This is a genomic window from Pseudomonas sp. PI1, assembly GCF_000812405.1.
Lineage (GTDB): Bacteria > Pseudomonadota > Gammaproteobacteria > Pseudomonadales > Pseudomonadaceae > Pseudomonas > Pseudomonas citronellolis.
On record NZ_JWMC01000098.1, the window covers coordinates 212,651 to 233,148 of the forward strand.

The window sequence follows — 20,498 nt, forward strand, 5'->3', positions numbered from 1 at the left end:
GCCGGCTGACTCAGAAATACCCAACTCTGCCCAACGGTCCCCTCTCCCTTCAGGGAGAGGGTTAGGGAGAGGGCGCTCTAAAGCCCACCTCCCAAGCCCGCCGGAAAGCACCATTCGCGAGCAAGCTCGCTCCTACGAAAAGCCAAAGCCCCACCCTGCGAGCAAAAAAAGAGGCGGCACCGCTCGCACGGCACCGCCTTAAGTCACGGAGTTGCTGTTACATCGTGGGCCGGCCACAGCCGCCCGATGTATTGGATTACTTTTCCACGATCGCGGTCACACCTTGCCCGCCCGCCGCGCAAATCGAGATCAGCCCGCGCCCTTTCCCGGCCGTGTCCAGCAGCTTGGCCAGGTTGGCGACGATGCGCCCGCCGGTGGCGGCGAAGGGGTGGCCGGCGGCCAGGGAGCTGCCCTTGACGTTGAGCTTGCTGCGGTCGATCGAGCCCAGCGGCGCGTCCAGGCCGAGGCGCGTTTTGCAGTACTCGGCGTCCTCCCAGGCCTTGAGGGTGCACAGCACCTGGGCGGCGAAGGCCTCGTGGATTTCGTAGTAGTCGAAGTCCTGCAGGCTCAGGCCGTTGCGCGCCAGCAGCCGCGGCACGGCGTACACCGGGGCCATCAGCAGGCCTTCTGCGCCTTCGCCGACGAAGTTCACCGCCGCCGCCTCGCCATCCCTGAAGTACGCCAGGATCGGCAGGCCGCGCGCCTTGGCCCAGTCCTCGCTGGCCAGCAGCACCACCGAGGCGCCGTCGGTCAGCGGGGTGGAGTTGGCCGCCGTGAGGGTGCCGCGCGGGCCCTTCTCGAACACCGGCTTGAGGGTGCCGAGCTTTTCCAGGTTGATGTCCGGGCGCAGGTTCTGGTCGCGGGTCAGGCCGCGGAACGGCGTCATCAGGTCGTTCTGCCAACCTTCGGCGTAGGCCGCGGCCAGCTTGATGTGGCTTTCGTAGGCGAGCTTGTCCTGCTCGTCGCGGGGGATCTGCCAGGTCTGCGCCATCAGCTCGCAGTGCTCGCCCATGGACAGCCCGGTGCGCGGCTCGCCGTTCTTCGGGATGTGCGGCATCAGGTGGCGCGGGCGAATCTTCAGCAGGCTCTTGAGCTTGTCGCCGTTGGATTTGCCGCGGTTGGCCTCCAGCAGGATGCGCCGCAGCCCCTCGTTGACGCCGATGGGCGCGTCGGAAGTGGTGTCCACGCCGCCGGCGATGCCGCAGTCGATCTGCCCCAGGGCGATCTTGTTGGCCACCAGGATCGCCGCCTCAAGGCCCGTGCCGCAGGCCTGCTGGACGTCGTAAGCCGGAGTTTCCGGGGCCAGGCGGGTGCCCAGCACGCATTCGCGGGTGAGGTTGAAGTCCCGCGAGTGCTTGAGCACCGCGCCGGCCACCACCTCGCCCAGGCGCTCGCCGTGCAGGTTGTAGCGCTCGATCAGGCCGTCGAGGGCGCAGGTCAGCATCTCCTGGTTGCTCGCCGTGGCGTAGACGGTGTTGGAGCGGGCGAAGGGAATACGGTTGCCGCCGACGATGGCGACCCGTCGGGTCTGGGTCATGCAAGGCTCCTTGCGGGCTGAGCGGGTTCTGGCGCACAGGCTAACCTTAGCCGGTCCCGTCGCATTGGCCGCCCCGCCATGGCGCAGGTCAGCGCGGTCAATTGCGCGGAACCGGTGCCTGCGTAGAGTGGTCGGCACTTCGAGTATCCGTGCAGGAGCCCCCGTCCATGACCGATCGCTACATCGCCTTCGCCAACTCCAACGTCGGCCGCCGCCTGGTCGGCGCCTTCGGCCTGCCCGCGCCGGTACGCCTGGAACGCTGGAGCGCCGGGCGCACCCGGCCGGTGGATGGCGCCCTGTTGCTGGGCGGGGCGGGCAACCTGGGCGAGGTCGTGCTGGGCTTCAGCCAGCGCCTGACCGACGCCGTCTACGCCGCCGTGGAAGGTCAGTACGGCCTGCCGCGCTGGACCGCCGAGCACGGCCCGAAGCTCAAGGCCATGGTGTTCGACGCCAGCGGCCTCACCGGCTTCGAGCAACTGATCGAACTGCGCAACTTCTTCCAGGCCGCGCTCAAGGGCCTGGACCTGTGCCCCCACGTGGTCATCCTCGGGCGCGCCCCGGAATCGCTGAAAGACCCCATCGCCGCCAGCGTGCAGCGCAGCCTGGAGGGCTTCAGCCGCTCCCTGGGCAAGGAGATCCGCAGGGGCGGCAACGTGCAGCTGCTGTACGTCGGCAAGGGCGCGGAAGACCAGCTCGAAGGCGCCCTGCGCTTCTTCCTCTCGCCCAAGAGCGCCTACGTGTCCGGCCAGGTGATCCGCCTTTCCGCCTACGCCGGCCAGGTGCAGGACTGGAGCCGCCCGCTGGTGGGCAAGCGCGCCCTGGTCACCGGCGCGGCCCGCGGGATTGGCGCGGCCATCGCCGAAACCCTGGCCCGCGACGGCGCCGAGGTGGTGCTGCTGGACGTGCCGCCGGCCAAGGACGCCCTCGACGCCCTGGCCGCGCGCCTGGGCGGCAAAGGCGTGGCCCTGGACATCTGCGCCCCGGACGCCGGCGAGAAGCTGGTGGAAGTGCTGCCCGAGGGCGTGGACATAGTGGTGCACAACGCCGGCATCACCCGCGACAAGACCGTGGCGAAGATGAGCGAGGCGTTCTGGAACTCGGTGATCGACGTCAACCTCAAGGCCCCGCAGGTGCTCACCCAGGCCCTGCTCGACGCCGGCAAGCTGCGCGACGACGGCCGCGTGGTGCTGCTGGCCTCCATCAGCGGCATCGCCGGCAACCTCGGGCAGACCAACTACGCGGTGAGCAAGGCCGGCCTGATCGGCCTGGCCCAGGCCTGGGCCCCGGCCCTGGGCAAGAAGGGCATCAGCATCAACGCGGTGGCCCCGGGCTTCATCGAAACGCAGATGACCGCGGCCATCCCCCTGACCATCCGCGAGGCCGGCCGGCGCATGAACTCCATGGGCCAGGGCGGCCTGCCCCAGGACGTGGCCGAGGCCGTGGCCTGGTTCGCCCAGCCGGGCAGCGGGGCGGTGAGCGGGCAGGTGTTGAGGGTGTGTGGGCAGAGTTTGCTTGGGGCGTGAGGGTGGCGGGGATCGCGGACGAGCCCCGAGTGGTTTCCAGGTGGTCTGGGTGTTTGGGGTTTATTCCGCCCCTCTCCCTAACCCTCTCCCTGAAGGGAGAGGGGACCGTTGGGCAGGGTTTGATGTTATGGCGTTAGCCGGCTAGCACAGAGGTTTCCGGCGGAAACCATCACCTTTCTCGGCACGGACTAGCCCCCTCTCCCTTCAGGGAGAGGGCTGGGGAGAGGGCGCTCTCCAGGGCAAGCACCGACGCCACCGGCAGAACAGCGTTCGCGAGCAAGCTCGCTCCTACGAAAAGCCGCTCCCTCCCGTCGCGAGGTTCGGCCGCTCTCTCAAACCTTCCCGCGCTTGCGGAACTCCACCGGCGTCTCCCCCACCCAGCGCTTGAAGGCGCGGTAGAAGGTGCTCGGCTCAGAGAACCCAGTACGCTCGACAATCACCTCGATACGCTCGTCGGTCTTCAGCAGCAACTCCTTGGCCAACCGGCAGCGATAGTCGGTGACCAGGTCGTTGAAGCGCACCCCGGCCATGGCCAGGCGCTCGCGCAGGCGCCGGGCTGGCATGTCCAGGCGCGCCGCCACCTGCTCCAGGGTGGCGCCGCCGTCCACCAGCAACTCGCCGATCAGCTCGCGCACCTTGCGCACCAGGTCCAGGCGTTCCACCTCGGCCAGTTGCCGGCGCGCCAGCGACTCGTGCATGCGCAGCAGCTCCGGCGCGGCGTGGCGCGAGGGCTTGTCCAGCACCGCGGCGTCGAAGACCAGGGCGTAGCGCTCGGCGCCCAGGCGCACCGGGCAGCCATAGACCTGTCGATAACGTTCGGCAGGGGCGCCCTCGCCGTGCATCAGCTCCACCTCATGGGGCCGGAAGTCGCCCTCGGTGAGCGCGTGGAACAGGCGGATCACCGCGCCGGCGAGCATTTCCGGGAAGTGCCGGTTGGTCCCGGCGCTGTGGCCGAGCAGCAGCACGGCGCGCTCGCCTTCCACTTCCAGACGGGCGTTGAGGGTGTCGGAGAGCAGGCGCACGTAGCGCAAGGCGTGGCGCAGGCCCTCGCCGAAGGTGGCGCTGGAGAGGAACAGGTATTCCAGCAGCAGGCCGTGGAAGGCCGGCAGGTGCCCGGCCAGGTACAGGCCGACGTGCTCCTCGCCGCATTCCTCGGCGGCGGCCTTCCAGAACAGGTTCTGCGCGCTATGCGGGAAGCGCCCGGCCGGCAGGGCGCCCGGCGGCAGGCCAACCCGGGCGAGCACACGGTCGGGATCGCTGCCGCTGGCGCGCAGCGCGTCGATCACCGGGCGCATCAGCGCCACATCGTCGGTCAGATCGTGCATGGTATTTATTCTGGTTATCCATGAAGCGGGCCCATCTTAGGCAGCTTTCCTACCGCCTCTCAAGTAACACGCCATGGCAGCGGTCGAATTATCCACAAGCCCCATGCCAGAGCCGCCGATTGACCGGCCTGCCGCCACGCCGCCCCGCCCCGGCCAATGCCCGGCCGGGCCCGGCGGCTAAGCTGAAGGCAATACCGCCCAGGAGATTCCGAATGCCCAAAGACTGGCTGGACCTGTCCGCCCCACCCGCCCTGCCCGGCCTGTTCCTGCGCGCCGCCGTGCGCCGCGGCCTGCGCGGCCGCAGCCTGCCCACCCGCGGCGTGCGCGCGCCGGTGATGGTCGACGCCCGGAACCTGGAGCGCTACCGTCAGGTGTGCGGCTTCAGGAACGACCACCTGCTGCCGCCGACCTACCCGCACATCCTCGCCTTCGGCCTGCAGATGGGCCTGCTCACCGACGCCCGCTTCCCCTTCCCGCTGCTGGGCCTGGTGCACCTGGAGAACCGTATCAGCGTGTTGCGCCCGCTCGGCGGCCTGGGCCCGTTCCAGGCCAGCGTGCGGGTGGCCGACCTGCAGCCCCACGACAAGGGCGTGACCTTCAGCCTGATCACCCAGCTGCACGACCAGCTCGGCCTGCTCTGGGAAGGCGACAGCCGCCTGCTGTTCCGCGGCATGCGCCTGGAAGGCACGCCGCCGGAACGCGAGGAACAGCCCGAGCTGCCGCTGGAGCAGATCGACCACTGGCAATGCCCGGCGGACATCGGCCGGCGCTATGCCCGCGTGGCCGGCGACTACAACCCCATCCACCTGTCGGCGGCCAGCGCCAGGCTGTTCGGCTTCCCCCGCGCCATCGCCCATGGCCTGTGGAACAAGGCGCGCAGCCTGGCGGCCCTGGGCGAGCGCCTGCCAGCGGCCGGCTACCAGGTGGAAGTGCGCTTCCAGAAGCCGGTGCTGCTGCCCTCCAGCGTCAGCCTGCTGGCCAGCGAGGTGGCCCCGGCCGGGCAGTTCGCCCTGCGCGGCGAGGACGGCCTGCCACACATGGCCGGCGCCTGGAAACCGCTCGACGCTTGATGCGGCGCCGCTGAAGCCGGAAGCTATGGGGCTCCCAAGGAGCCCCCGATGAACCTCGACGAACTCACCGCGCGCCTGCACGCGATCCGCGACCACAACGACTGGAAGCGCTTCCACAGCCCGAAGAACCTGGCCATGGCCGCCAGCGTGGAAATGGCCGAGCTGGTGGAAATCTTCCAGTGGCTGAGCGAGGACGAGTCGCGCCAACTGCCCGCCGACAAGCTCGCCCACGCCGGCCAGGAGGTCGGCGACATCGTCCTCTACCTGCTGCTGCTCTGCGCCGAACTGGGCCTGGACATGGACCAGGTGGTGCGCGCCAAGCTGGCCGACAGCGAAAGGCGCTTCGTGCATGGCTGACCGGCATTTCGACGAACTGGCCACGCGCTTCGCCGAGAAGATCTACGGCGGCGCCAAGGGCGCCATCCGCCTGGCCGTGCTGCAGGCCGACCTGGCCGAAGCGCTGCCCGAACACCCGCTGCGCGTGCTCGACATAGGCGCAGGCCTGGGCCACATGGCGCTGTGGCTGGCCGAGCGCGGCCACCAGGTAACCCTCGCCGAACCCGCCGCGCCCATGCTCGAAGGCGCCCGCCAGCGCTTCGCCGAAGCCGGCCGCGCGGCCACCTTCATCGAGGCGCCCTGGCAGGCGCTGCTCGGCCAGCTCGACGAACCCTACGACCTGGTGCTGTGCCACGCCGTGCTGGAATGGCTGGCCGAACCCCAGGCCATCCTCCCCGTGCTGCACCAGTTGACCGCCCGCGACGGCTGGCTGTCGCTGGCCTTCTACAACCGCGACGCGCTCATCTACCGTAACCTGCTCAAGGGCCACTTCCGCAAGCTGCGCAAACAGCGCTTCGCCGGCGAAGGCCAGAGCCTGACGCCGCAGCAACCGCTGGACCCGCGCGAGCTGGAAGTGGCCATGGCCGGCAGCTGGAACATCGAGGCACGCAGCGGCGTGCGGGTGTTCCACGACTACATGCCGCAGGAATTCCAGCACAAGGCCGAGCCCCTGGACCTGGTGGAAATGGAACTGGCCTACCGCCGCCACCCGGCCTTCGCCGGCCTGGGCCGCTACCTGCACTGGCTGTGCCGCCCGCGCGAATAGGTGCACAATCGCCCCATCACCGTCGTCGCCCGCGCCCCGGCGCGGGCGGGAGCCCCGCATGTCGCCACGCCTGATCCTGCTGCCGCTGCTCGCCGCGCTGGCCGCCTGCCAGAGCCAGAATCCCTACACCAACCAGTCGCTGCCGCCGCCCCCGGTGCCGGCCCAGGCCAGCGCTCCGGGCTTCGACCCCGGCGCCTACCCGGCCGCAGCGCCGGACTACGGCCGCTACCGCTCGTGGAACTGGACCGGCGCGCCCAGCGGCGCCACTACCTACGGCAGCTCGCTGCAGGACGCGGTCAGCGAAGGCCTCGACCAGGTCGGCCTGCGCCCGGCGCGCCCCGGCGCCACGCCGGACCTGCGCGTGAGCGCGCGGGTCAGCAGCGAGCAGCGCACCCGCCAGGTCACCGACTACTACGGCGGCGGCTACTACGGCGGCTGGAACGATCCCTGGTACGGCGCCTCCGTCCCGGTGACGCGGACCTACATAGTGCAAGTCAACGTGGTGCGCATCGAGCTGTACGACGCCCGCGACAACCACGCCGTCTGGGTGGCCTCGGCCGAATACCAGCCCAGCGGCAACCAGAGCGAACAGGCCCGCGGCCTGCGCGAAGCGGTGCGCAAGGCGCTGTCGGGCTACCCGCCGCACTGAGGCGCTTGTCCGGCTTTGCTGCCAGAAAACTGCGGAATAGGGCCATTTCGAGGCATTCCGCCACTTGCCTTTACGCACGCGCTGAGCTTCGATGAAGACTCTGCCTGGAGTATGCCGATCATGATCCGCCGTCTGTTGTTGCTGGGCCTGCTGCTGGGCCTGGCCGCCTGTGAGACCGTCAACCTCAGCCGCGACTACGATTCCAGCCGCGACTTCGCCGCCTACCGCAGCTGGGCCTGGGCGCAGCCGGCCTTCGAATACCGCCCGGACGACCCGCGCATCAAGAGCGACCTCACCGAGCAGCGCATCCGCTCGGCGGTGGCCGACCAGCTCGACCAGCGTGGCCTGCGCCCGAGCCAGGGCGGCGCCGCGCCCGACGTGACGGTGCGCGCCTACCTGATCGTCGACCAGCGCCAGGACCAGGTCACCACCTACACCGGCGGCTACTGGAACGGTTATTGGGGCGGCTACTGGGGCGGCCCGGCGATGGCCGAGTCGCGCACCGTGACCTACAAGGTCGCCACCATCCAGGTCGACCTGCTCGACGGCAAGGACGGCAAGCTGGTATGGCGCGGCAGCGGCGAGCAGATCATGCGCAGCAGCCCGCCGACCCCGGCCGAGCGTGAAGCGGCGATCCGCGAGACCGTGCAGAAGGTCCTCGCCCAATACCCGCCGCACGGATGAGCCTGCAGCATCGCCCCGTGGAAGCCGGCGACCTCGCCGAGGTGGCCGGCTTCGTGCGTAGCGCCGACGAACTCTTCTACGCCTACCCCAAGGCCCGCTGGCCGTTCGGCGTCGAACAGCTGGCCGCCGCCGTGGCCGAGCGCCGCGCCAGCACCCTGGCCCTGCTCGACGGCCGCGCCGCCGGCTTCGCCAACTTCTACCAGAGCCTGCCCGGCGAGTACTGCGCGTTGGGCAACATGATGGTCGCGCCCTGGGCCCGCAGGCACGGCGTGGCGCGCTACCTGATCGGCGTCATGGAAGACCTCGCCCGGCGCGACTACGCTGCACCGCTGATGAAAATCTCCTGCTTCAACGACAACGCCGGCGGCCTGCTGCTCTACGCCGGCCTGGGCTATCGCCCGGTGGGCATCGTCGAGCGCCAGGCGCCGGACGGCCGCCGCGTGGCCCTGGTGCAGATGGAGAAAGCCCTTGGACCAGCCTGACATCCAGCGCGTGCTGATCATCGTCAGCAGCGGCCCGAGCACCCCGGCGCGCTGCGCCGCGCCCTTCTACACCGCCACCCTGCTGGCCTGCATGGACGCCGAGGTGACGCTCTTCCTCAGCGGCGAGGGCGTGCAGCTGGCGCGCCAGGACGTGGTGGACAACCTCTACGCCGCCCCCGGCGGCGAGCCGCTCAGCCACTTCATCCAGCAGGCCAAGGAAGCCGGCGCGCGCCTGCTGATGTGCCGCGCCCCCGGCGTGCCCATCGACGAAAGCGCGCTGATCGGCGAAATCGACGAAATCGCCAGCGGCGGCGAACTGGCGCGGATGATCCTCGAATACGACCGGGTGCTGACCCTGTGAAACTGCACGGCCTGGAATTCCCCGACGACCTGCTCTACGCCCCGGACTACAACCTGTGGCTGCGCGAAGAAGCCGACGGCGCCGTGACCCTCGGCCTGAGCGCCTATGGCTGCGCGCTCTACGGGCAGATCTTCGCCTTCACCCCCAAGCGCGACGGCTGGCACATCGAGCGCGACCGCAGCTTCGGCGTGGTGGAATTCGCCAAGGCCGCCTCCTCGGCGCGCTGCCCGCTGGCCGGCACCCTGCTGGTGAGCAACGAGGACGTGCAGCGCCGCCCAGGTCTGATCAACCTCGACTGCTACGGCGAAGGCTGGATGGTGCGCCTGCGCCCGGACGACTGGGCCAGCGCGAAGGCCGGCTTCGTCAGCGGCCAGGCGGCGCTGGAGGCCTTCGCCGAACGCATGCGCCTGGACGCCTTCGACCCCGAAGGCAACGACGTCCAGGCCCTGCGCCGCGACTGAGCTTAAGCAAGCCATAAGCTTCGCCGGCCTAGGCTGTGCGATCCGCAAGCTCCCCTACAGAAGGAGTCCACCATGCCCCGGCTTCCCGCGCTCGTCCTCGCCCTGCTCGCCCTCTCCGGCTGCGCCGGGCAGAGCAGCTACAACCTCGGCGCCATCGAGTCGCCGGTGAAGGAATCCTTCGGCCTCGACGACGTCGAACGGCAGCCCATGATGGGCGCGCAGTTCCAGCAACAGGGCGGCTTCTCGTCCCAGCAGCAGCGCCTGCTGATGGGCCAGTGAGGCAGTCCTAGTCCACCCGGAAGCCCGCCAGCTGCTGCTGTTGCTCGACCGCCAGGCGGGCCAGCTCCAGGCTCGCCGCGGCGCTCTGCTCGGCGTTCTCCACCACGCTCTGGATGCTGTCGTTGAGCTGGGTGATGTTCTGGCTGATCTCATGGGCCACCGCCGTCTGCTCCTCGGTGGCGGTGGAAATTTGCGCGTTGCCGTCGGCGATGCGGTCGATGGCGTTGGCGATGTGCCGCAGCGCCTCGCCGGATTCGCGCGAATGCCGCACGCTGTCCCCGGCCCGCTCGCGGGACTCCTGCATCACGCCCACCGCCTGGCGCGCGCCGCTCTGCAGCGAATCGATCATGCCGCGGATCGACTCGGTGGCCTTCTGCGTGTTGCTCGCCAGGCTGCGCACCTCGTCGGCCACCACGGCGAACCCGCGCCCGGCCTCGCCGGCCCGCGCCGCCTCGATGGCGGCATTGAGCGCCAGCAGGTTGGTCTGCTCGGCGATGCTCTGGATCACCCCCAGCACGCTGCCGATCTCGTCGCTCTGGCTGTGCAGGCGGTCGATCACCTCGGCGCTCTCCTGCACCGCCTGCGACAGACGCTCGATGGCGCCCAGGTTGGCCTCCACCAGCTCGGTGCCCTGGTGCGCCTCGCGGCGCACGTCCTCGGCCACCCGCGCCATGTCCAGCGCGTGCTCCGCCACCTGCTGCACCGCGGCGCTCATCTCGTGCACGGCGGTGGCGACCATGGCGGTCTGGTCGCCCTGGCCGTTGGCGGCATCGCTGACCTGGGCGCTGATGGCGCTCATCTCCTCCGACGCGCTGGCCAGCTGTACCGAGGCGCCGCCCAGGTGGCGGATCAGCCGTTGGAAGTGTTCGAGCATGGTATTGAAGGCCTGGGCGGTCTGCGCCAGCTCGTCGCGGCCCACGGCCTCGGCGCGCAGGCTCAGGTCGGAATTGCGCTGCACCGTGGCGATGGTCCGGCCCAGTTGTTCCAGCGGGCGGTTGATCGAGCGGCTGACCAGCAGGCTGAACAGCAGCATGCCGACCAGCACCACCACTGCGATGGCCACGAAACTGGCCTTCATCGCCTGGTAGCGCGCGGTGGAGGCCTGGCTCAGCCTTTCGCCCTCGCGGACCTGCAGCTGGGCCAGTTCCTCCAGCGCATCCCCCAGCGGGTCGAAGGCCGCATACAGGCGCCGGATGAAGCTGGCGTCGCTCTCGCCGCGCAGGCTGCCGTCGGTCTGTTCCTGCAGCGTGTCCACCAGCTTGTCCACCGCGGCCATGCGCGCGCGGATGCCGGCCACCATCTGCTGCTCGGCATCGGTCATCTTGCTGTCCTGCACCAGGCGCCAGGAGTCCGCGATGGTCTTGCGCGCCTCGCCGATGGCGCCGCGCAAGACGTCCACGTCGATCACCCCGGAGCGATACTTGTGCAGCGCATCCACCATGTTCACCGCATAGGCGTTGGAGATCAGGTTGAGCCGGTTCACCGGGCGCATGCGGTCGTTGAACAGCTCGTCGAAATCATCGTTGAGCTGGTCGGCGTTGTACGCCGCCAGCGCCATCACCCCGGCCAGCACCAGCAGGGGCAGGAACGCCAGCGACAGCAGGCGGGTACGTACGCGGATCTGGTTGAGCATCGCATCTCTCCTGGGCTGCTCGAACTCGTGCGCGGACCGCACAACCGCGATCCGCTCGTCTCGGCGAATGGATCGGCCCGCCAGGGGATAACTGGACCTGAGGATTAAGTAGGAAAAATCCCGCCATTTAGAGAGATGCGTCGCAGGAAAGGGCTGCTAGGGTGAAAGAAACCCCACGCCCGGGAGGCCGGATGCTCCGCCACGCCCTCGCCCTGCTCCTGCTGTTGGCCAGCCTCGGCGCCCACGCCGACCAGCCGGCGCAACCCGGCTTCGTCTACCTCGACCAGGTGCTGCAGCACGCCCATTACGAAGCGCGCTACTACAGCGGCGACAACTTCGTCGGCAGCCGCATCGACGGCTACGAAAGCCCGCGGGTGATCCTCACGAAGGAAGCGGCCACGGCCCTGGCCGAAGTGGAGCGCGACGTCGCCCTCAGCGGCCTGCAACTGAAACTCTTCGACGGCTACCGCCCGCAACGCGCCGTGGCCCACTTCCAGCGCTGGGCCGCGGACCTGGCCGACACCCGCACCAAGGACCGCTACTACCCGCACCTGGACAAGGCGGCGCTGTTCCGCGACGGCTACATCGCCAGGAAGTCCGCCCACTGCCGCGGCAGCACCGTGGACCTCACCCTGGTCGACGCCAGGACCGGCCAGGAACTGGACATGGGCAGCCACTTCGACTTCTTCGGCCCCATCTCCCACCACGGCACCAACCTGATCAGCGTGCAACAGACGCGCAACCGCGAAACCCTGCGCAGCGCCATGCAACGCCACGGCTTCGAACCCTACGCCAACGAGTGGTGGCACTACACGCTGAAGCAGGAGCCGTATCCCAACACCGCCTTCGACTTCCCGGTGAAATAGCCTGCCAGCTTTTCGTAGGAGCGAGGGGGACGCCTAGTTCTTGCTCGCGAACGTGTTATCCGCTGATTGCGGAGTTGAGGCGGTTCGCGAGCAAGCTCGCTCCTACAAGAGCATGGCCAACCCGCCCACCTCAGGAATAGGCTCAGCCCAAACCTGCAAACGGGAAGACCCATGAGCACCATCGACGACCAGACCAACCCACACGCCAGCGATCAAAGGACGCAAGGCCGCCATCGCTTGCGAAACCTCCTTCTGGCCGGCGCCGAATCCGCTCCCACAGAGCACGCCGATGCGGCCTTCTTCGAGCACCTGCGCAACCGAATCAAGGGGCAAAGGAAGAAGCCCTAACAACGACGATGAACCTGCGCACCGGCCCGAACGTCGAACGACAGCCCCTCAGCCAGGACACCCCATGACCCAGCCCCCCACCTTCGACGGCCAACGCTGGAGCAACGCCGAAGCCGACCGCATCGAACTGGCAGAAGCCAACCCGGACTGGCCCCGGCGCTTCGCCGAGGAAGCCGACGCCATCGCCACAGCCCTGGCCCTGCCCGGCCTGAAGATCGAACACTTCGGCAGCACGGCGGTGCCCGGCCTGAAGGCCAAGCCGATCATCGACATCCTCCTGCTGCCCCCGCCCGACGCCGACTGGCAAAGCTTGGTCGCCCCGCTGGAAGCCCTCGGCTACCAGTACTGGCGCGACAACCCGGCGCCGCAGCGGATGTTCTTCGTCAAGGGCATGCCACCCCGGGGCCAGGGCAGAACCCACCACGTCCACGTCATGAACCTGGCCGACGCCGACCGCCACCTGATCTTCCGCAACTGGCTGCGCAACCATCCGCAAGACGCGGCGGAATACCAACGCCTCAAGGAACAACTGGCAGAACGCTTCCCCACCGACCGCGAGGCCTACACGCAAGGCAAGGACGCGTTGGTGGCCCGGATACTGGGCAAGGCCCTGCAAGAGGGCCGCGACTCAGGTGGATCGGTACAGGGAGCCAGGACGTAGGATGGGTTGAGCGCCAGCGATACCCATGCGGTCGATGATGGGTATCGCTGCGCTCAACGCCATCCTACGGGTGCAATGCCGGCAGGTTCGCCACTAGAATCCGCTCATCCCCCAGGACTCGGTGAACCTCATGAAGAAATGGATTCTGCTGATCGTCCTCGCCCTGCTCGCCTGGCAGTACATGGACAACCCGTCCTGGCAGAACCATTTCTCCCGCTCAAAACCGGTCCCGATGAGCGTCGCGGATGATGCCGACGAACCGACCACCGACCTGATGCCGCCGGCGGCAAGCACCACACCCGCCAGCCCTGCTCTCGATGTTCGCTGCGATGGCCGCAAATACTGCTCGCAAATGACCTCCTGCGCCGAGGCCAAGGCGTTTCTGCGCAGTTGTCCGGGGATGAAGATGGATGGGGACGGGGATGGGATTCCCTGTGAGGAACAGTGGTGCAGGATGTAGCGTGATTGGGCCGGGCAACCAACGCCAGGCCGGGGCGTGAACCCATGCCGCCAATGATGGGTATCGCTGCGCTCAACGCCATCCTACGGGTGCAGCAGCCAAACGTTCGTTCCCAGCCGGCCTCCTTACGAGTCGGATGAGCCCGCGCACGCCCCAGGAGAGGAGCTTCGATCAGCCCCCTCCTCTTCATAGCCAGGGCTCGTCTGGCCAATCTCTGGCATTACCTCCCCCGTCAAAATCCACCAGCGAAACTGAGGAAATACCTTGGCGATGGCCAGGATTTCCTCTTCCTTGATCTCCCGGTTTTTCGAAGGGTTCTTCAGGTTGCTCCAGGTGTACCGGCTAATGCCTGTCATTTCCTCAAGCTTGGGGAGGCGTATGTCTGTCCACGAGAGAATGGTTATGACGCGCTCTTTGATCATAAGAAATTCATCTATATAAGCTATAGCCAAAATGACTCAAGCCAAATAAGATCAATTTCGACTAGAGCTAAATTGACTCGAGTTAAATCAAAACACCACCTCGCATAGTGCAGTAAAGGCTGAGCATGTGGAAGTACTCACAGCCTGGTCGCACTAGGCATCTCACGGATGAAATTCGCGATGATCAAATTCGACGCTTCTACTGCCATGGCTATGTTGGGCAAGACCATCGATGTGGACATTCCCCTGCATGAGGCACCCTACCGGGAAAGCTACCGCGTGCGCATCGTAGGGGTAGCACTGACGCTGGAGGATGAACGCCCCTATTTTCTGGTCCGCGATCCAAGAGACCCACGACGTTTTCCGGAAGAATTGTTATGGAGCGATATCCACAGACTGCAGGTAATCGACGACGAGACGCCAGCCAGCGAAACCTGAAAGTTATCGCAGCGAAGACAGAATAATCGGAGGGAAGTGGCGGAAGGCAGTGAGAGTCGAACTCACCCAGGAACGGCTGCCGTCCCCCACCGGGTTTGAAGCCCGGCCACGCCACCGGGCGTGATTGCCTTCCATATTGATCTACAAGGCTTTTTCGCCAGCTTCCGTTGCCGACTCCGGCGGAGTGTCGAAGCAGTGTCGAAAATTCCTGGACGCATCACCGCCAAGAACAGCGATGCCGTTTCTTCCATCAAGAGCAACGGCCATTTCAATCACGGCTCATAGTCTTCCGGCGGCTCGAAGCAATGAAGCCTGCCATCCAGCCAGGGATCGACTATATCCACTTTCAATGTGCGGATGTAGCTTTGGAAGCGCGAGTCCTTATGCGCATGAGGGCCGAATACGGACAGCATCAAATAACGGTTTTCCGGGAGGTCCTGCGCATAGAGCAGCCACAGGTCATGCTCGGACTCGCTGTCTTTCACGGTGCGTTTGAAGGGATCGCCGATTTTGCTCCAGCGCAGCAGGACCACTCGGCTATCGGTCAACTGGACATGGCCGAAAGGCACCTGCCAAAGAGAGGCATCACGCCCCCAATGGGACGGCCCTTCAGGTTGTAGAAATCGACGTACAGGTCGTGCCAGGCGGGGAGGTTCATGAAGCTGTCGGTTACGAAGACTCGCGCAATCGACACGCAACCTCACTTAGAGTCCGGAAGCTTCCCGGTCTCGACAAAGTATTGATATTGGGCATCACCGGCACGCGCGGCCTGTTCCACGGCCGCGAGCGGATCACACGCGCCTTTCTTGGTCCTGGGCTTGGGCTTGCCGGTAGGTTTGGCCGCGGGCCGGCCAACAAGGTGCATCACCATAAAATCCCTCCTGAAACGGGGATTGCAATGCTCACCATGGTAAGCGCTGCTGCTTTTTTGAGCAATCAGACCTGCCTTGCCGCCATTGGCCTGCAGTCTTGGTGATCACCATGATGGCGGCACTCAGGCAGTTCGCTCTGCATTGACGCCTGCCCCGAGTGCCAACGCCGAATCCTCCCGAACCCTCCGCTCATTACCGAACCGCCGGGTAAAGCCGATGCGGTCGAAGTATTCCAGTAGCTGGATGCTGCGCTTGCGGCCTATGCCGATGCGGTCGCGGAAGGCGGCGGCGCGGATCAGGCCTTGTTCGGTGTGGAGTTGCAGGGCTTGTCGGGCCAGTTGGCGGAGGGTTTCGTCGGGGTAGAACAGGTCTTTCACCACTTGGTGCAGTTGGCCGAGGCGGGCGAGTTTGCGCAGCAGCAGGCGCATGGCGGCTTCGTCGACTTGCAGTTCGCGGGCCAGGTCGCGGGTCCAGGGCGGGTCGTAGGCGCCGGCTTGCAGCAGGGGGCGGATGCGTTCGCGCAGGGCTTCGTCTTCGGCGCCCAGCTGCACGCGGTGGTCCGGCAGGTGCAGCCAGGGGCCGCTGTTTTCCACGGTCTTGCTGGCCAGGGCCTGTTCCAGCAGGGCGATGAAGATCGGGCGCTCCAGTTGCGCGAAGGCGTAGCGGCGCAGGCGGTCGCGGTCGGGGCCGAGTTCGTCGGGTTGTTCGGCGTGGAAGCGGGCCAGGGCTTGCAGCAGCTGTTCGCCCAGGGCGTGCCAGCGTTCGGCGGTGAACAGGCGCGGGCCGCCGCGGGTGGGGATTTCCAGCAGTTCGGCGGGCAGTTGCCAGCTCGCCCGGGGGCGGTTGAACTGGCGGGCCAGCAGTTTGGGGTCCAGGCCGTTGCCGGCGTGTTGCAGCAGCACCGGCAGGGCCTGTTCCAGGCCTTCGCCGCGCAGGGCCTGGAGTTGTGCCAGGCGTTCGGGGCTGCGGCGGTTGCGGGCCGGGGCGAAGGGGTCGAGCACGCGGCCGCCGCCGAGGGTGCGTTGGGCGGATTGGTCGCGCAGCACCAGGCGGTCGCCGTGCACAGTTTGCACGGGGGAATTCAGCACAAGCTGCGCGAAGGCTCTTTCGCCCGGCGCCAGGCGTTCGTCTTCCAGCAGGGCGACGCGGCCGGTCACGTCCTGGGCGCCCAGGTGCACGTGCAGCGGCGTCCAGTGGGCCAGGGCGCGGGGTTCGCCGGGGAGCAGTTGCAGGTCGATGTCGATGCGGGTGGTGGGCGCGTGCAGTTCCGGCGCCAGCAGCCAGTCGCCGCGTTTCACCTGGTCCGGGCCCAGGCGTTCGCCGGCGATGTTGACCGCCACCCGCTGGCCGGCGTGGGCCTGTTCGGCGGCGCGGTTCTGGGCGTGCAGGCCGCGCACACGCACCGGGCGGCCGGCGTTGCCCAGTTGGAGTTCGTCGCCCACTTTCACGCTGCCGGAGAAGGCCGTGCCGGTGACCACCAGGCCGGCGCCGCTGACGCTGAAGGCGCGGTCCACGGCCAGGCGGAAGCCGCCCTGGCTGGAGCGCTCATGGACCTCGCAGGCGGCCTTGGCCAGGGCCTGGCGCAAAGCATCTACGCCCTCCCCCGTGACGCTGGAAACCGGGTAGATCGGCGCGCCGGCCAGCGGCCCCGCGGCCAGCAGGCTTTCCACTTCGCCGCGGGCCTCGGCCAGGCGCTGCGGGCTGACGCGGTCGGCCTTGCTCAGGGCCACCAGGGCGCGGGGGATGCCGAGCAGTTCGACGATGGCCAGGTGCTCGCGGGTCTGCGGCATCACGCCGTCGTCGGCGGCCACCACCAGCAGCACCAGGTCGATGCCGCTGGCGCCGGCCAGCATGTTGTGGACGAAGCGTTCGTGGCCGGGCACGTCGATGAAGCCGGTCAGCGCGCCGTCGCCGAGGTCGGCGTAGACGTAGCCCAGGTCGATGGTGATGCCGCGTTCGCGCTCGGCCGGGCGGCGGTCGCCTTCCACGCCGGTGAGCGCGCGCAGCAGGGCGGTCTTGCCGTGGTCGATGTGCCCGGCGGTGCCGACGATCAAGCCTCGCCCTCCGCCAGCAGCGGCAGTTGCGCGAGGAAGGCGGCCTCGTCGTCGAGCTGGCGCAGGTCGAGCCACAGGGTGTCGTCGTCGATGCGACCGAGTACCGGAATGGGTAGGCCGCGCAGGCGTTCTTCCAGTTCGCGCAGGGCGCGGCCACGCAGGCGTTTGTTGCTTTGCGGGCGCAGCGCCAGGGCGGCGCTGGGCAGGCGTACCACCGGCTGGGCGCCGCTGCCGATCATGCCCAGGGCGGCTTCCGCGCTTACCGCCCAGCCGGCGCCCAGTTGCGCAGCGAGCAGCGGCGCCAGACGCGCGGCCTGGGCCTGGATGTCGACCTGCGGGCGGCTGAGCAGGCGCAGGGTGGTGAGGCGTTCGGCCAGGCGGTCGGGGTCGCGGTACAGGCCGAGCACGGCTTCCAGCGCGGCGAGGGTCAGCTTGTCCACGCGCAGGGCGCGCTTGAGCGGGTTCTTCTTGATCCGCCCGATCAGTTCCCTGCTACCGAGGATGAGCCCGGCCTGGGGGCCGCCGAGGAGTTTGTCGCCGCTGAAGGTGACGATGTCGGCGCCGTCCTTCAGGGCTTCCTGCACGGTCGGTTCCTTGGGCAGGCCCCAGCGCGTCAGGTCCACCAGGGTGCCGCTGCCCAGGTCTTCCAGCAGCGGCAGGCCGTGGGCATGGGCGATGCCGGCGAGGTCGCGGGTGGCGACGCTGGCGGTGAAGCCCTGCACGCTGTAGTTGCTGGTGTGCACGCGCATCAAGAGGCCCGAGCGCGGGCCGATGGCGGCTTCGTAGTCCTTGGCGTGGGTGCGGTTGGTGGTGCCGACCTCGACCAGTTTCACGCCGGCGCGGGCCATGATGTCGGGGATGCGGAAGGCGCCGCCGATCTCGATCAGTTCGCCGCGGGAGATGATGCCTTCCTTGCGCGCGCCCAGGCTGTTGAGCGCCAGCAGCACGGCGGCGGCATTGTTGTTGACCACGGTGACCGCCTCGGCGCCGGTCAGCTCGCGGATCAGCCCGGTGATGAGGTCGTCGCGGTCGCCACGCCTGCCGCTGGCCAGATCGAATTCCAGGTTCAGCGGGTAGCGCGCGGCCATTGTGATGGCTTCGATGGCTTCTTCCGGCAGCAGGGCGCGGCCGAGGTTGGTGTGCAGCACGGTGCCGGTGAGGTTGAACACCCGGCGCACGCGGCTGGCGTGGTGCGCGGCCAGGCGTTCGCCGGCGCGGCCGGCGAGCACCGCTTCGCTCAGTTCCACGGCGGCGAGCTGGCCGTGGCGGGCCGGCTCGCGCAGTTCGTCGAGCAGGTCGCGCAGGGTGCCGAGCAGGGCTTCGCGGCCGTAGCGCTGTTGCAGGGGTGCGCAGGCCGGGCTGCGCAGCAGGCGGTCGATGGAGGGCAGGCGGGCGGAGGTCATGCGCGGTCCTGTCTGGTGCTTCGAGGGTTGGGGAGGCGATGGGTATCGTCGCGGGCTCCTCAACCCATCCTACGGGGGTCTGGATGCAGTCTAGGTCAGTCTGCGTCGCCGGGGGACAGCAGCAGGTTGGGCGCGCTGCGCAGGTAGCCTTCCTCGGCCAGGCGGATGTCCAGGGCCAGGCTGGCGAGGTCGTCGGCCTGGGGCTCGGCGGCTTCGTCGTGTTCCAGGTAGCACTGCTTGAGGTAGGCCTGGCAGCTGGGGCAGACCTCGGCGCGCAGCGGGGCGTGGATGACCTCGCGGCTGTCGCTCTGCTCCGACAGGTAGAACAGGCCCTTGCTCTGCCGGCAGTGGCTGCACTTGATGCGCACGTAGTGCCACTGGCAGGAGCACAGCGAGCAGGCCAGGTAGCGCAGGCCGTTGTACTTGCCGCGGTTGTGGATGACGCCGGCCACCGGCGGCGAGCCGCAGGCCGGGCACAGGGTCTGTTCCTCACGCTCGCTGAGCAGGCCTTCGGGCAGGCGCAGCAGCCAGTGGCTGAAGGCGACCTGCAGGGTGGCGCCGAGGAAGGGCACCAGGGCCGCCGGCAGCAGGTCGAACTGGCCGTTGAGCAGGGCCAGGGCCCAGGCCTTGCGCTGGCCGGCGTCGGCCTTGCGCAGTTGCTGCAGGGCGTTGGCGATGGGGCTGGCCGGGCTGGTGGCGAAGGCCTGCAGCAGCGGGTCGAGCAGCGCCAGCCAGGCGCCTTCGCACACCAGCACTTCGAAGCCCAGCGGCGGCATGCCGTGCTCGACGCTGCGGCGCAGGGCGGCTTCGTCGGGCATGGGCAGCGGCGGTGGGTTGTCGAGCAGGTGCTGCTGGATGTCGCAGAGTTCGGCCAGCAGGTTCAGGTAGTCGCCCAGGGGGTGGCCTTCGGCGAGCTGGCGCAGGCGCTGGCCGCGCTGGGTGAAGAGTTGCGGCGAGGGCAGCTTGAGGAAGGGGGGGATGTTGGCGGCGGCTTCGATCTGGCCGGGTTCGAGGATTTGGCCTGGCACGCAGGACTCCTTGGTCGGTGGTTTCAGGGATGGGGCGAATCGTCTGGATCAGCCGCCTTTCCCTCTCCCTGGCCCTCTCCCTGAAGGGAGAGGGGATTGTTCGGTGCATGGGTTGGATTACTGTGCTCGTCCCTATTGATGGGTATCGCTGCGCTCAACGCCATCCTACGGGGGGTGTGGGCCCGCTCAGTGGCCCTCGCCCTTGTCCACGCTTTTCAGCCAGGCGGCGTGGTGCTTGCGGGCCCAGGCGCGGCTGACCCAACCATAGAGCATCGCGCCCATGGAGCCCTTGACCCAGATGCCGGCGTAGATGTGCACGATGATGCTGCTGATCAGCACGAAGGCGGCGAAGGCGTGCAGCAACGCGGACAGGCGGATGACCTCGATGCCGAACCAGGCGCTGAAGTACTGGCGCCAGATCACCAGGCCGGTCACCAGCAGCACCAGCATGCACAGCAGCAGGGTCCAGAACAGCAGCTTCTGCCCGGCGTTGTAGCGGCCCACCGCGGGGAGGTTCTCCTCGCGGTTGCCGACCACGTCGCGCCACTGCTTCAGCCATTGCACGTCGCTGCGGTCGAGCAGGTTGTGGTGGGCGAAGCGCAGCACCAGGCCGAGGAAGAACACGAACATCGCCAGCCCCAGGAAGGGGTGCAGGATGCGCGTCCAGGGCCCGCCGCCGAACAGGCTGCTGAGCCAGAACAGCGCCGGGTGGAACAGCGCCAGCCCCGACAGGCCGGCGAGGATGAAGAAGATCGCCACCAGCCAGTGGTTGCTGCGCTCGTTGGCGGTATAGCGTTGGATGTCTTTTTTCATGCTGGGCTCCTCTGAGGGCCGACGAGC

At 68.0% G+C, this 20,498-nt stretch carries 25 protein-coding genes and 1 tRNA gene; 16 read left to right on the top strand and 10 right to left on the bottom strand.

Annotated elements, in window-relative coordinates; all coding sequences use genetic code 11:
• Positions 1-256: 256 nt before the first annotated feature.
• Positions 257-1,537 (bottom strand): acetyl-CoA C-acetyltransferase, encoded by a 1,281-nt coding sequence (locus RN02_RS29100; protein ID WP_043318736.1) that lies wholly within the window; start codon positions 1,535-1,537, stop codon positions 257-259.
• Between the two features lie 167 nt (positions 1,538-1,704).
• Here RN02_RS29100 and RN02_RS29105 point away from each other — a divergent pair, with 167 nt between their 5' ends.
• Positions 1,705-3,060, top strand: a complete 1,356-nt coding sequence (locus tag RN02_RS29105; protein WP_043318739.1) for a 3-oxoacyl-ACP reductase — start codon at positions 1,705-1,707, stop codon at positions 3,058-3,060.
• A 332-nt stretch (positions 3,061-3,392) separates the two neighbouring features.
• Here the strand turns inward: RN02_RS29105 and RN02_RS29110 are convergent, their stop codons facing one another.
• Complete coding sequence (locus RN02_RS29110; RefSeq protein ID WP_043268798.1) at positions 3,393-4,385, bottom strand: AraC family transcriptional regulator; 993 nt, start codon at positions 4,383-4,385, stop codon at positions 3,393-3,395.
• A gap of 212 nt (positions 4,386-4,597) precedes the next feature.
• Between RN02_RS29110 and RN02_RS29115 the strand changes: the two genes are divergently transcribed.
• From RN02_RS29115 to RN02_RS29155, 9 genes are all read left to right on the top strand, one after another.
• Positions 4,598-5,455: a MaoC family dehydratase gene (locus RN02_RS29115; protein ID WP_043318741.1), complete on the top strand. Its 858-nt coding sequence runs from the start codon at positions 4,598-4,600 to the stop codon at positions 5,453-5,455.
• A 48-nt stretch (positions 5,456-5,503) separates the two neighbouring features.
• Positions 5,504-5,812 (top strand): MazG-like family protein, encoded by a 309-nt coding sequence (locus RN02_RS29120; protein ID WP_043318744.1) that lies wholly within the window; start codon positions 5,504-5,506, stop codon positions 5,810-5,812.
• Entirely contained in the window at positions 5,805-6,557 is a 753-nt protein-coding gene (locus RN02_RS29125; RefSeq protein ID WP_043318746.1) for a methyltransferase, read from the top strand. The genes RN02_RS29120 and RN02_RS29125 overlap by 8 nt, the downstream gene beginning before the upstream one ends.
• Before the next feature lie 58 nt (positions 6,558-6,615).
• Positions 6,616-7,206 (top strand): DUF4136 domain-containing protein, encoded by a 591-nt coding sequence (locus RN02_RS29130; protein ID WP_043318747.1) that lies wholly within the window; start codon positions 6,616-6,618, stop codon positions 7,204-7,206.
• 120 nt (positions 7,207-7,326) lie between these two features.
• On the top strand, positions 7,327-7,890 hold the full coding sequence (locus RN02_RS29135; protein WP_043318869.1) for a DUF4136 domain-containing protein: 564 nt from the start codon (positions 7,327-7,329) through the stop codon (positions 7,888-7,890).
• Positions 7,887-8,372 carry a GNAT family N-acetyltransferase gene (locus RN02_RS29140; protein WP_043318749.1) on the top strand — a complete coding sequence of 162 codons (486 nt, stop codon included), beginning with the start codon at positions 7,887-7,889 and terminating at the stop codon, positions 8,370-8,372. The genes RN02_RS29135 and RN02_RS29140 overlap by 4 nt, the downstream gene beginning before the upstream one ends.
• The gene (locus RN02_RS29145; RefSeq protein ID WP_043318751.1) at positions 8,359-8,733 is read left to right on the top strand and encodes a DsrE family protein; all 375 of its coding nucleotides are present in this window, start codon (positions 8,359-8,361) and stop codon (positions 8,731-8,733) included. Before RN02_RS29140 ends, RN02_RS29145 begins: the two co-directional genes overlap by 14 nt.
• Positions 8,730-9,194 (top strand): glycine cleavage system protein H, encoded by a 465-nt coding sequence (locus RN02_RS29150; RefSeq protein WP_043318753.1) that lies wholly within the window; start codon positions 8,730-8,732, stop codon positions 9,192-9,194. Before RN02_RS29145 ends, RN02_RS29150 begins: the two co-directional genes overlap by 4 nt.
• A gap of 72 nt (positions 9,195-9,266) precedes the next feature.
• Entirely contained in the window at positions 9,267-9,473 is a 207-nt protein-coding gene (locus RN02_RS29155; RefSeq protein ID WP_009613244.1) for a hypothetical protein, read from the top strand.
• Positions 9,474-9,480: 7 nt separating this feature from the next.
• Here the strand turns inward: RN02_RS29155 and RN02_RS29160 are convergent, their stop codons facing one another.
• Positions 9,481-11,106 (bottom strand): methyl-accepting chemotaxis protein, encoded by a 1,626-nt coding sequence (locus RN02_RS29160; RefSeq protein WP_043318755.1) that lies wholly within the window; start codon positions 11,104-11,106, stop codon positions 9,481-9,483.
• Between the two features lie 191 nt (positions 11,107-11,297).
• On the opposite strand from RN02_RS29160, the gene RN02_RS29165 reads away from it, so the two are divergent.
• From RN02_RS29165 to RN02_RS29175, 4 genes are all read left to right on the top strand, one after another.
• Positions 11,298-11,972: a M15 family metallopeptidase gene (locus RN02_RS29165; RefSeq protein ID WP_043318757.1), complete on the top strand. Its 675-nt coding sequence runs from the start codon at positions 11,298-11,300 to the stop codon at positions 11,970-11,972.
• A 171-nt stretch (positions 11,973-12,143) separates the two neighbouring features.
• Positions 12,144-12,320, top strand: coding sequence for a hypothetical protein (locus tag RN02_RS33805; RefSeq protein ID WP_157763343.1), 177 nt, complete (start codon positions 12,144-12,146; stop codon positions 12,318-12,320).
• Between the two features lie 64 nt (positions 12,321-12,384).
• On the top strand, positions 12,385-12,981 hold the full coding sequence (locus tag RN02_RS29170; protein ID WP_043318759.1) for a GrpB family protein: 597 nt from the start codon (positions 12,385-12,387) through the stop codon (positions 12,979-12,981).
• Positions 12,982-13,111: 130 nt separating this feature from the next.
• Complete coding sequence (locus RN02_RS29175; RefSeq protein WP_043318761.1) at positions 13,112-13,441, top strand: excalibur calcium-binding domain-containing protein; 330 nt, start codon at positions 13,112-13,114, stop codon at positions 13,439-13,441.
• 125 nt (positions 13,442-13,566) lie between these two features.
• Here the strand turns inward: RN02_RS29175 and RN02_RS29180 are convergent, their stop codons facing one another.
• Complete coding sequence (locus RN02_RS29180) at positions 13,567-13,863, bottom strand: helix-turn-helix domain-containing protein (protein ID WP_043318763.1); 297 nt, start codon at positions 13,861-13,863, stop codon at positions 13,567-13,569.
• Positions 13,864-14,043: 180 nt separating this feature from the next.
• On the opposite strand from RN02_RS29180, the gene RN02_RS29185 reads away from it, so the two are divergent.
• Positions 14,044-14,301: a hypothetical protein gene (locus tag RN02_RS29185; RefSeq protein ID WP_043318765.1), complete on the top strand. Its 258-nt coding sequence runs from the start codon at positions 14,044-14,046 to the stop codon at positions 14,299-14,301.
• 37 nt (positions 14,302-14,338) lie between these two features.
• On the opposite strand, the gene RN02_RS29190 is transcribed toward RN02_RS29185, so the two are convergent.
• Together RN02_RS29190 and RN02_RS29195 are read right to left on the bottom strand one after the other, a co-directional pair.
• Positions 14,339-14,434: transfer RNA gene (locus tag RN02_RS29190), tRNA-Sec, on the bottom strand.
• Positions 14,435-14,573: 139 nt separating this feature from the next.
• Positions 14,574-14,834 (bottom strand): hypothetical protein, encoded by a 261-nt coding sequence (locus tag RN02_RS29195; protein WP_043318767.1) that lies wholly within the window; start codon positions 14,832-14,834, stop codon positions 14,574-14,576.
• A gap of 212 nt (positions 14,835-15,046) precedes the next feature.
• On the opposite strand from RN02_RS29195, the gene RN02_RS33810 reads away from it, so the two are divergent.
• Positions 15,047-15,277, top strand: a complete 231-nt coding sequence (locus tag RN02_RS33810) for a hypothetical protein (RefSeq protein ID WP_161796274.1) — start codon at positions 15,047-15,049, stop codon at positions 15,275-15,277.
• A gap of 18 nt (positions 15,278-15,295) precedes the next feature.
• Here RN02_RS33810 and selB read toward each other — a convergent pair whose 3' ends face one another.
• The 4 genes from selB to RN02_RS29215 form a co-directional block, all read right to left on the bottom strand.
• Entirely contained in the window at positions 15,296-17,227 is a 1,932-nt protein-coding gene (gene selB, locus RN02_RS29200) for a selenocysteine-specific translation elongation factor (protein WP_043318768.1), read from the bottom strand.
• Entirely contained in the window at positions 17,224-18,630 is a 1,407-nt protein-coding gene (gene selA / locus RN02_RS29205) for an L-seryl-tRNA(Sec) selenium transferase (RefSeq protein WP_043318772.1), read from the bottom strand. The genes selB and selA overlap by 4 nt, the downstream gene beginning before the upstream one ends.
• A 95-nt stretch (positions 18,631-18,725) precedes the next feature.
• Positions 18,726-19,658: a formate dehydrogenase accessory protein FdhE gene (gene fdhE / locus RN02_RS29210; protein WP_043318774.1), complete on the bottom strand. Its 933-nt coding sequence runs from the start codon at positions 19,656-19,658 to the stop codon at positions 18,726-18,728.
• Between the two features lie 186 nt (positions 19,659-19,844).
• Positions 19,845-20,471 (bottom strand): formate dehydrogenase subunit gamma, encoded by a 627-nt coding sequence (locus tag RN02_RS29215; protein WP_043318776.1) that lies wholly within the window; start codon positions 20,469-20,471, stop codon positions 19,845-19,847.
• Positions 20,472-20,498: the final 27 nt, after the last annotated feature.

Coding starts and splice junctions, on each gene's coding strand:
- RN02_RS29170 (WP_043318759.1), top strand. CDS start 12,385: ATGACCCAGCCCCCCACCTTCGACGGCCAACGCTGGAGCAACGCCGAA.
- selA (WP_043318772.1), bottom strand. CDS start 18,630: ATGACCTCCGCCCGCCTGCCCTCCATCGACCGCCTGCTGCGCAGCCCG.
- RN02_RS29120 (WP_043318744.1), top strand. CDS start 5,504: ATGAACCTCGACGAACTCACCGCGCGCCTGCACGCGATCCGCGACCAC.
- RN02_RS29135 (WP_043318869.1), top strand. CDS start 7,327: ATGATCCGCCGTCTGTTGTTGCTGGGCCTGCTGCTGGGCCTGGCCGCC.
- RN02_RS29155 (WP_009613244.1), top strand. CDS start 9,267: ATGCCCCGGCTTCCCGCGCTCGTCCTCGCCCTGCTCGCCCTCTCCGGC.
- RN02_RS29125 (WP_043318746.1), top strand. CDS start 5,805: ATGGCTGACCGGCATTTCGACGAACTGGCCACGCGCTTCGCCGAGAAG.
- RN02_RS29140 (WP_043318749.1), top strand. CDS start 7,887: ATGAGCCTGCAGCATCGCCCCGTGGAAGCCGGCGACCTCGCCGAGGTG.
- RN02_RS29160 (WP_043318755.1), bottom strand. CDS start 11,106: ATGCTCAACCAGATCCGCGTACGTACCCGCCTGCTGTCGCTGGCGTTC.
- RN02_RS29100 (WP_043318736.1), bottom strand. CDS start 1,537: ATGACCCAGACCCGACGGGTCGCCATCGTCGGCGGCAACCGTATTCCC.
- RN02_RS29180 (WP_043318763.1), bottom strand. CDS start 13,863: ATGATCAAAGAGCGCGTCATAACCATTCTCTCGTGGACAGACATACGC.
- RN02_RS29215 (WP_043318776.1), bottom strand. CDS start 20,471: ATGAAAAAAGACATCCAACGCTATACCGCCAACGAGCGCAGCAACCAC.
- RN02_RS29185 (WP_043318765.1), top strand. CDS start 14,044: ATGATCAAATTCGACGCTTCTACTGCCATGGCTATGTTGGGCAAGACC.
- RN02_RS29110 (WP_043268798.1), bottom strand. CDS start 4,385: ATGCACGATCTGACCGACGATGTGGCGCTGATGCGCCCGGTGATCGAC.
- RN02_RS29115 (WP_043318741.1), top strand. CDS start 4,598: ATGCCCAAAGACTGGCTGGACCTGTCCGCCCCACCCGCCCTGCCCGGC.
- RN02_RS29165 (WP_043318757.1), top strand. CDS start 11,298: ATGCTCCGCCACGCCCTCGCCCTGCTCCTGCTGTTGGCCAGCCTCGGC.
- RN02_RS29130 (WP_043318747.1), top strand. CDS start 6,616: ATGTCGCCACGCCTGATCCTGCTGCCGCTGCTCGCCGCGCTGGCCGCC.
- RN02_RS29105 (WP_043318739.1), top strand. CDS start 1,705: ATGACCGATCGCTACATCGCCTTCGCCAACTCCAACGTCGGCCGCCGC.
- RN02_RS29175 (WP_043318761.1), top strand. CDS start 13,112: ATGAAGAAATGGATTCTGCTGATCGTCCTCGCCCTGCTCGCCTGGCAG.
- RN02_RS33805 (WP_157763343.1), top strand. CDS start 12,144: ATGAGCACCATCGACGACCAGACCAACCCACACGCCAGCGATCAAAGG.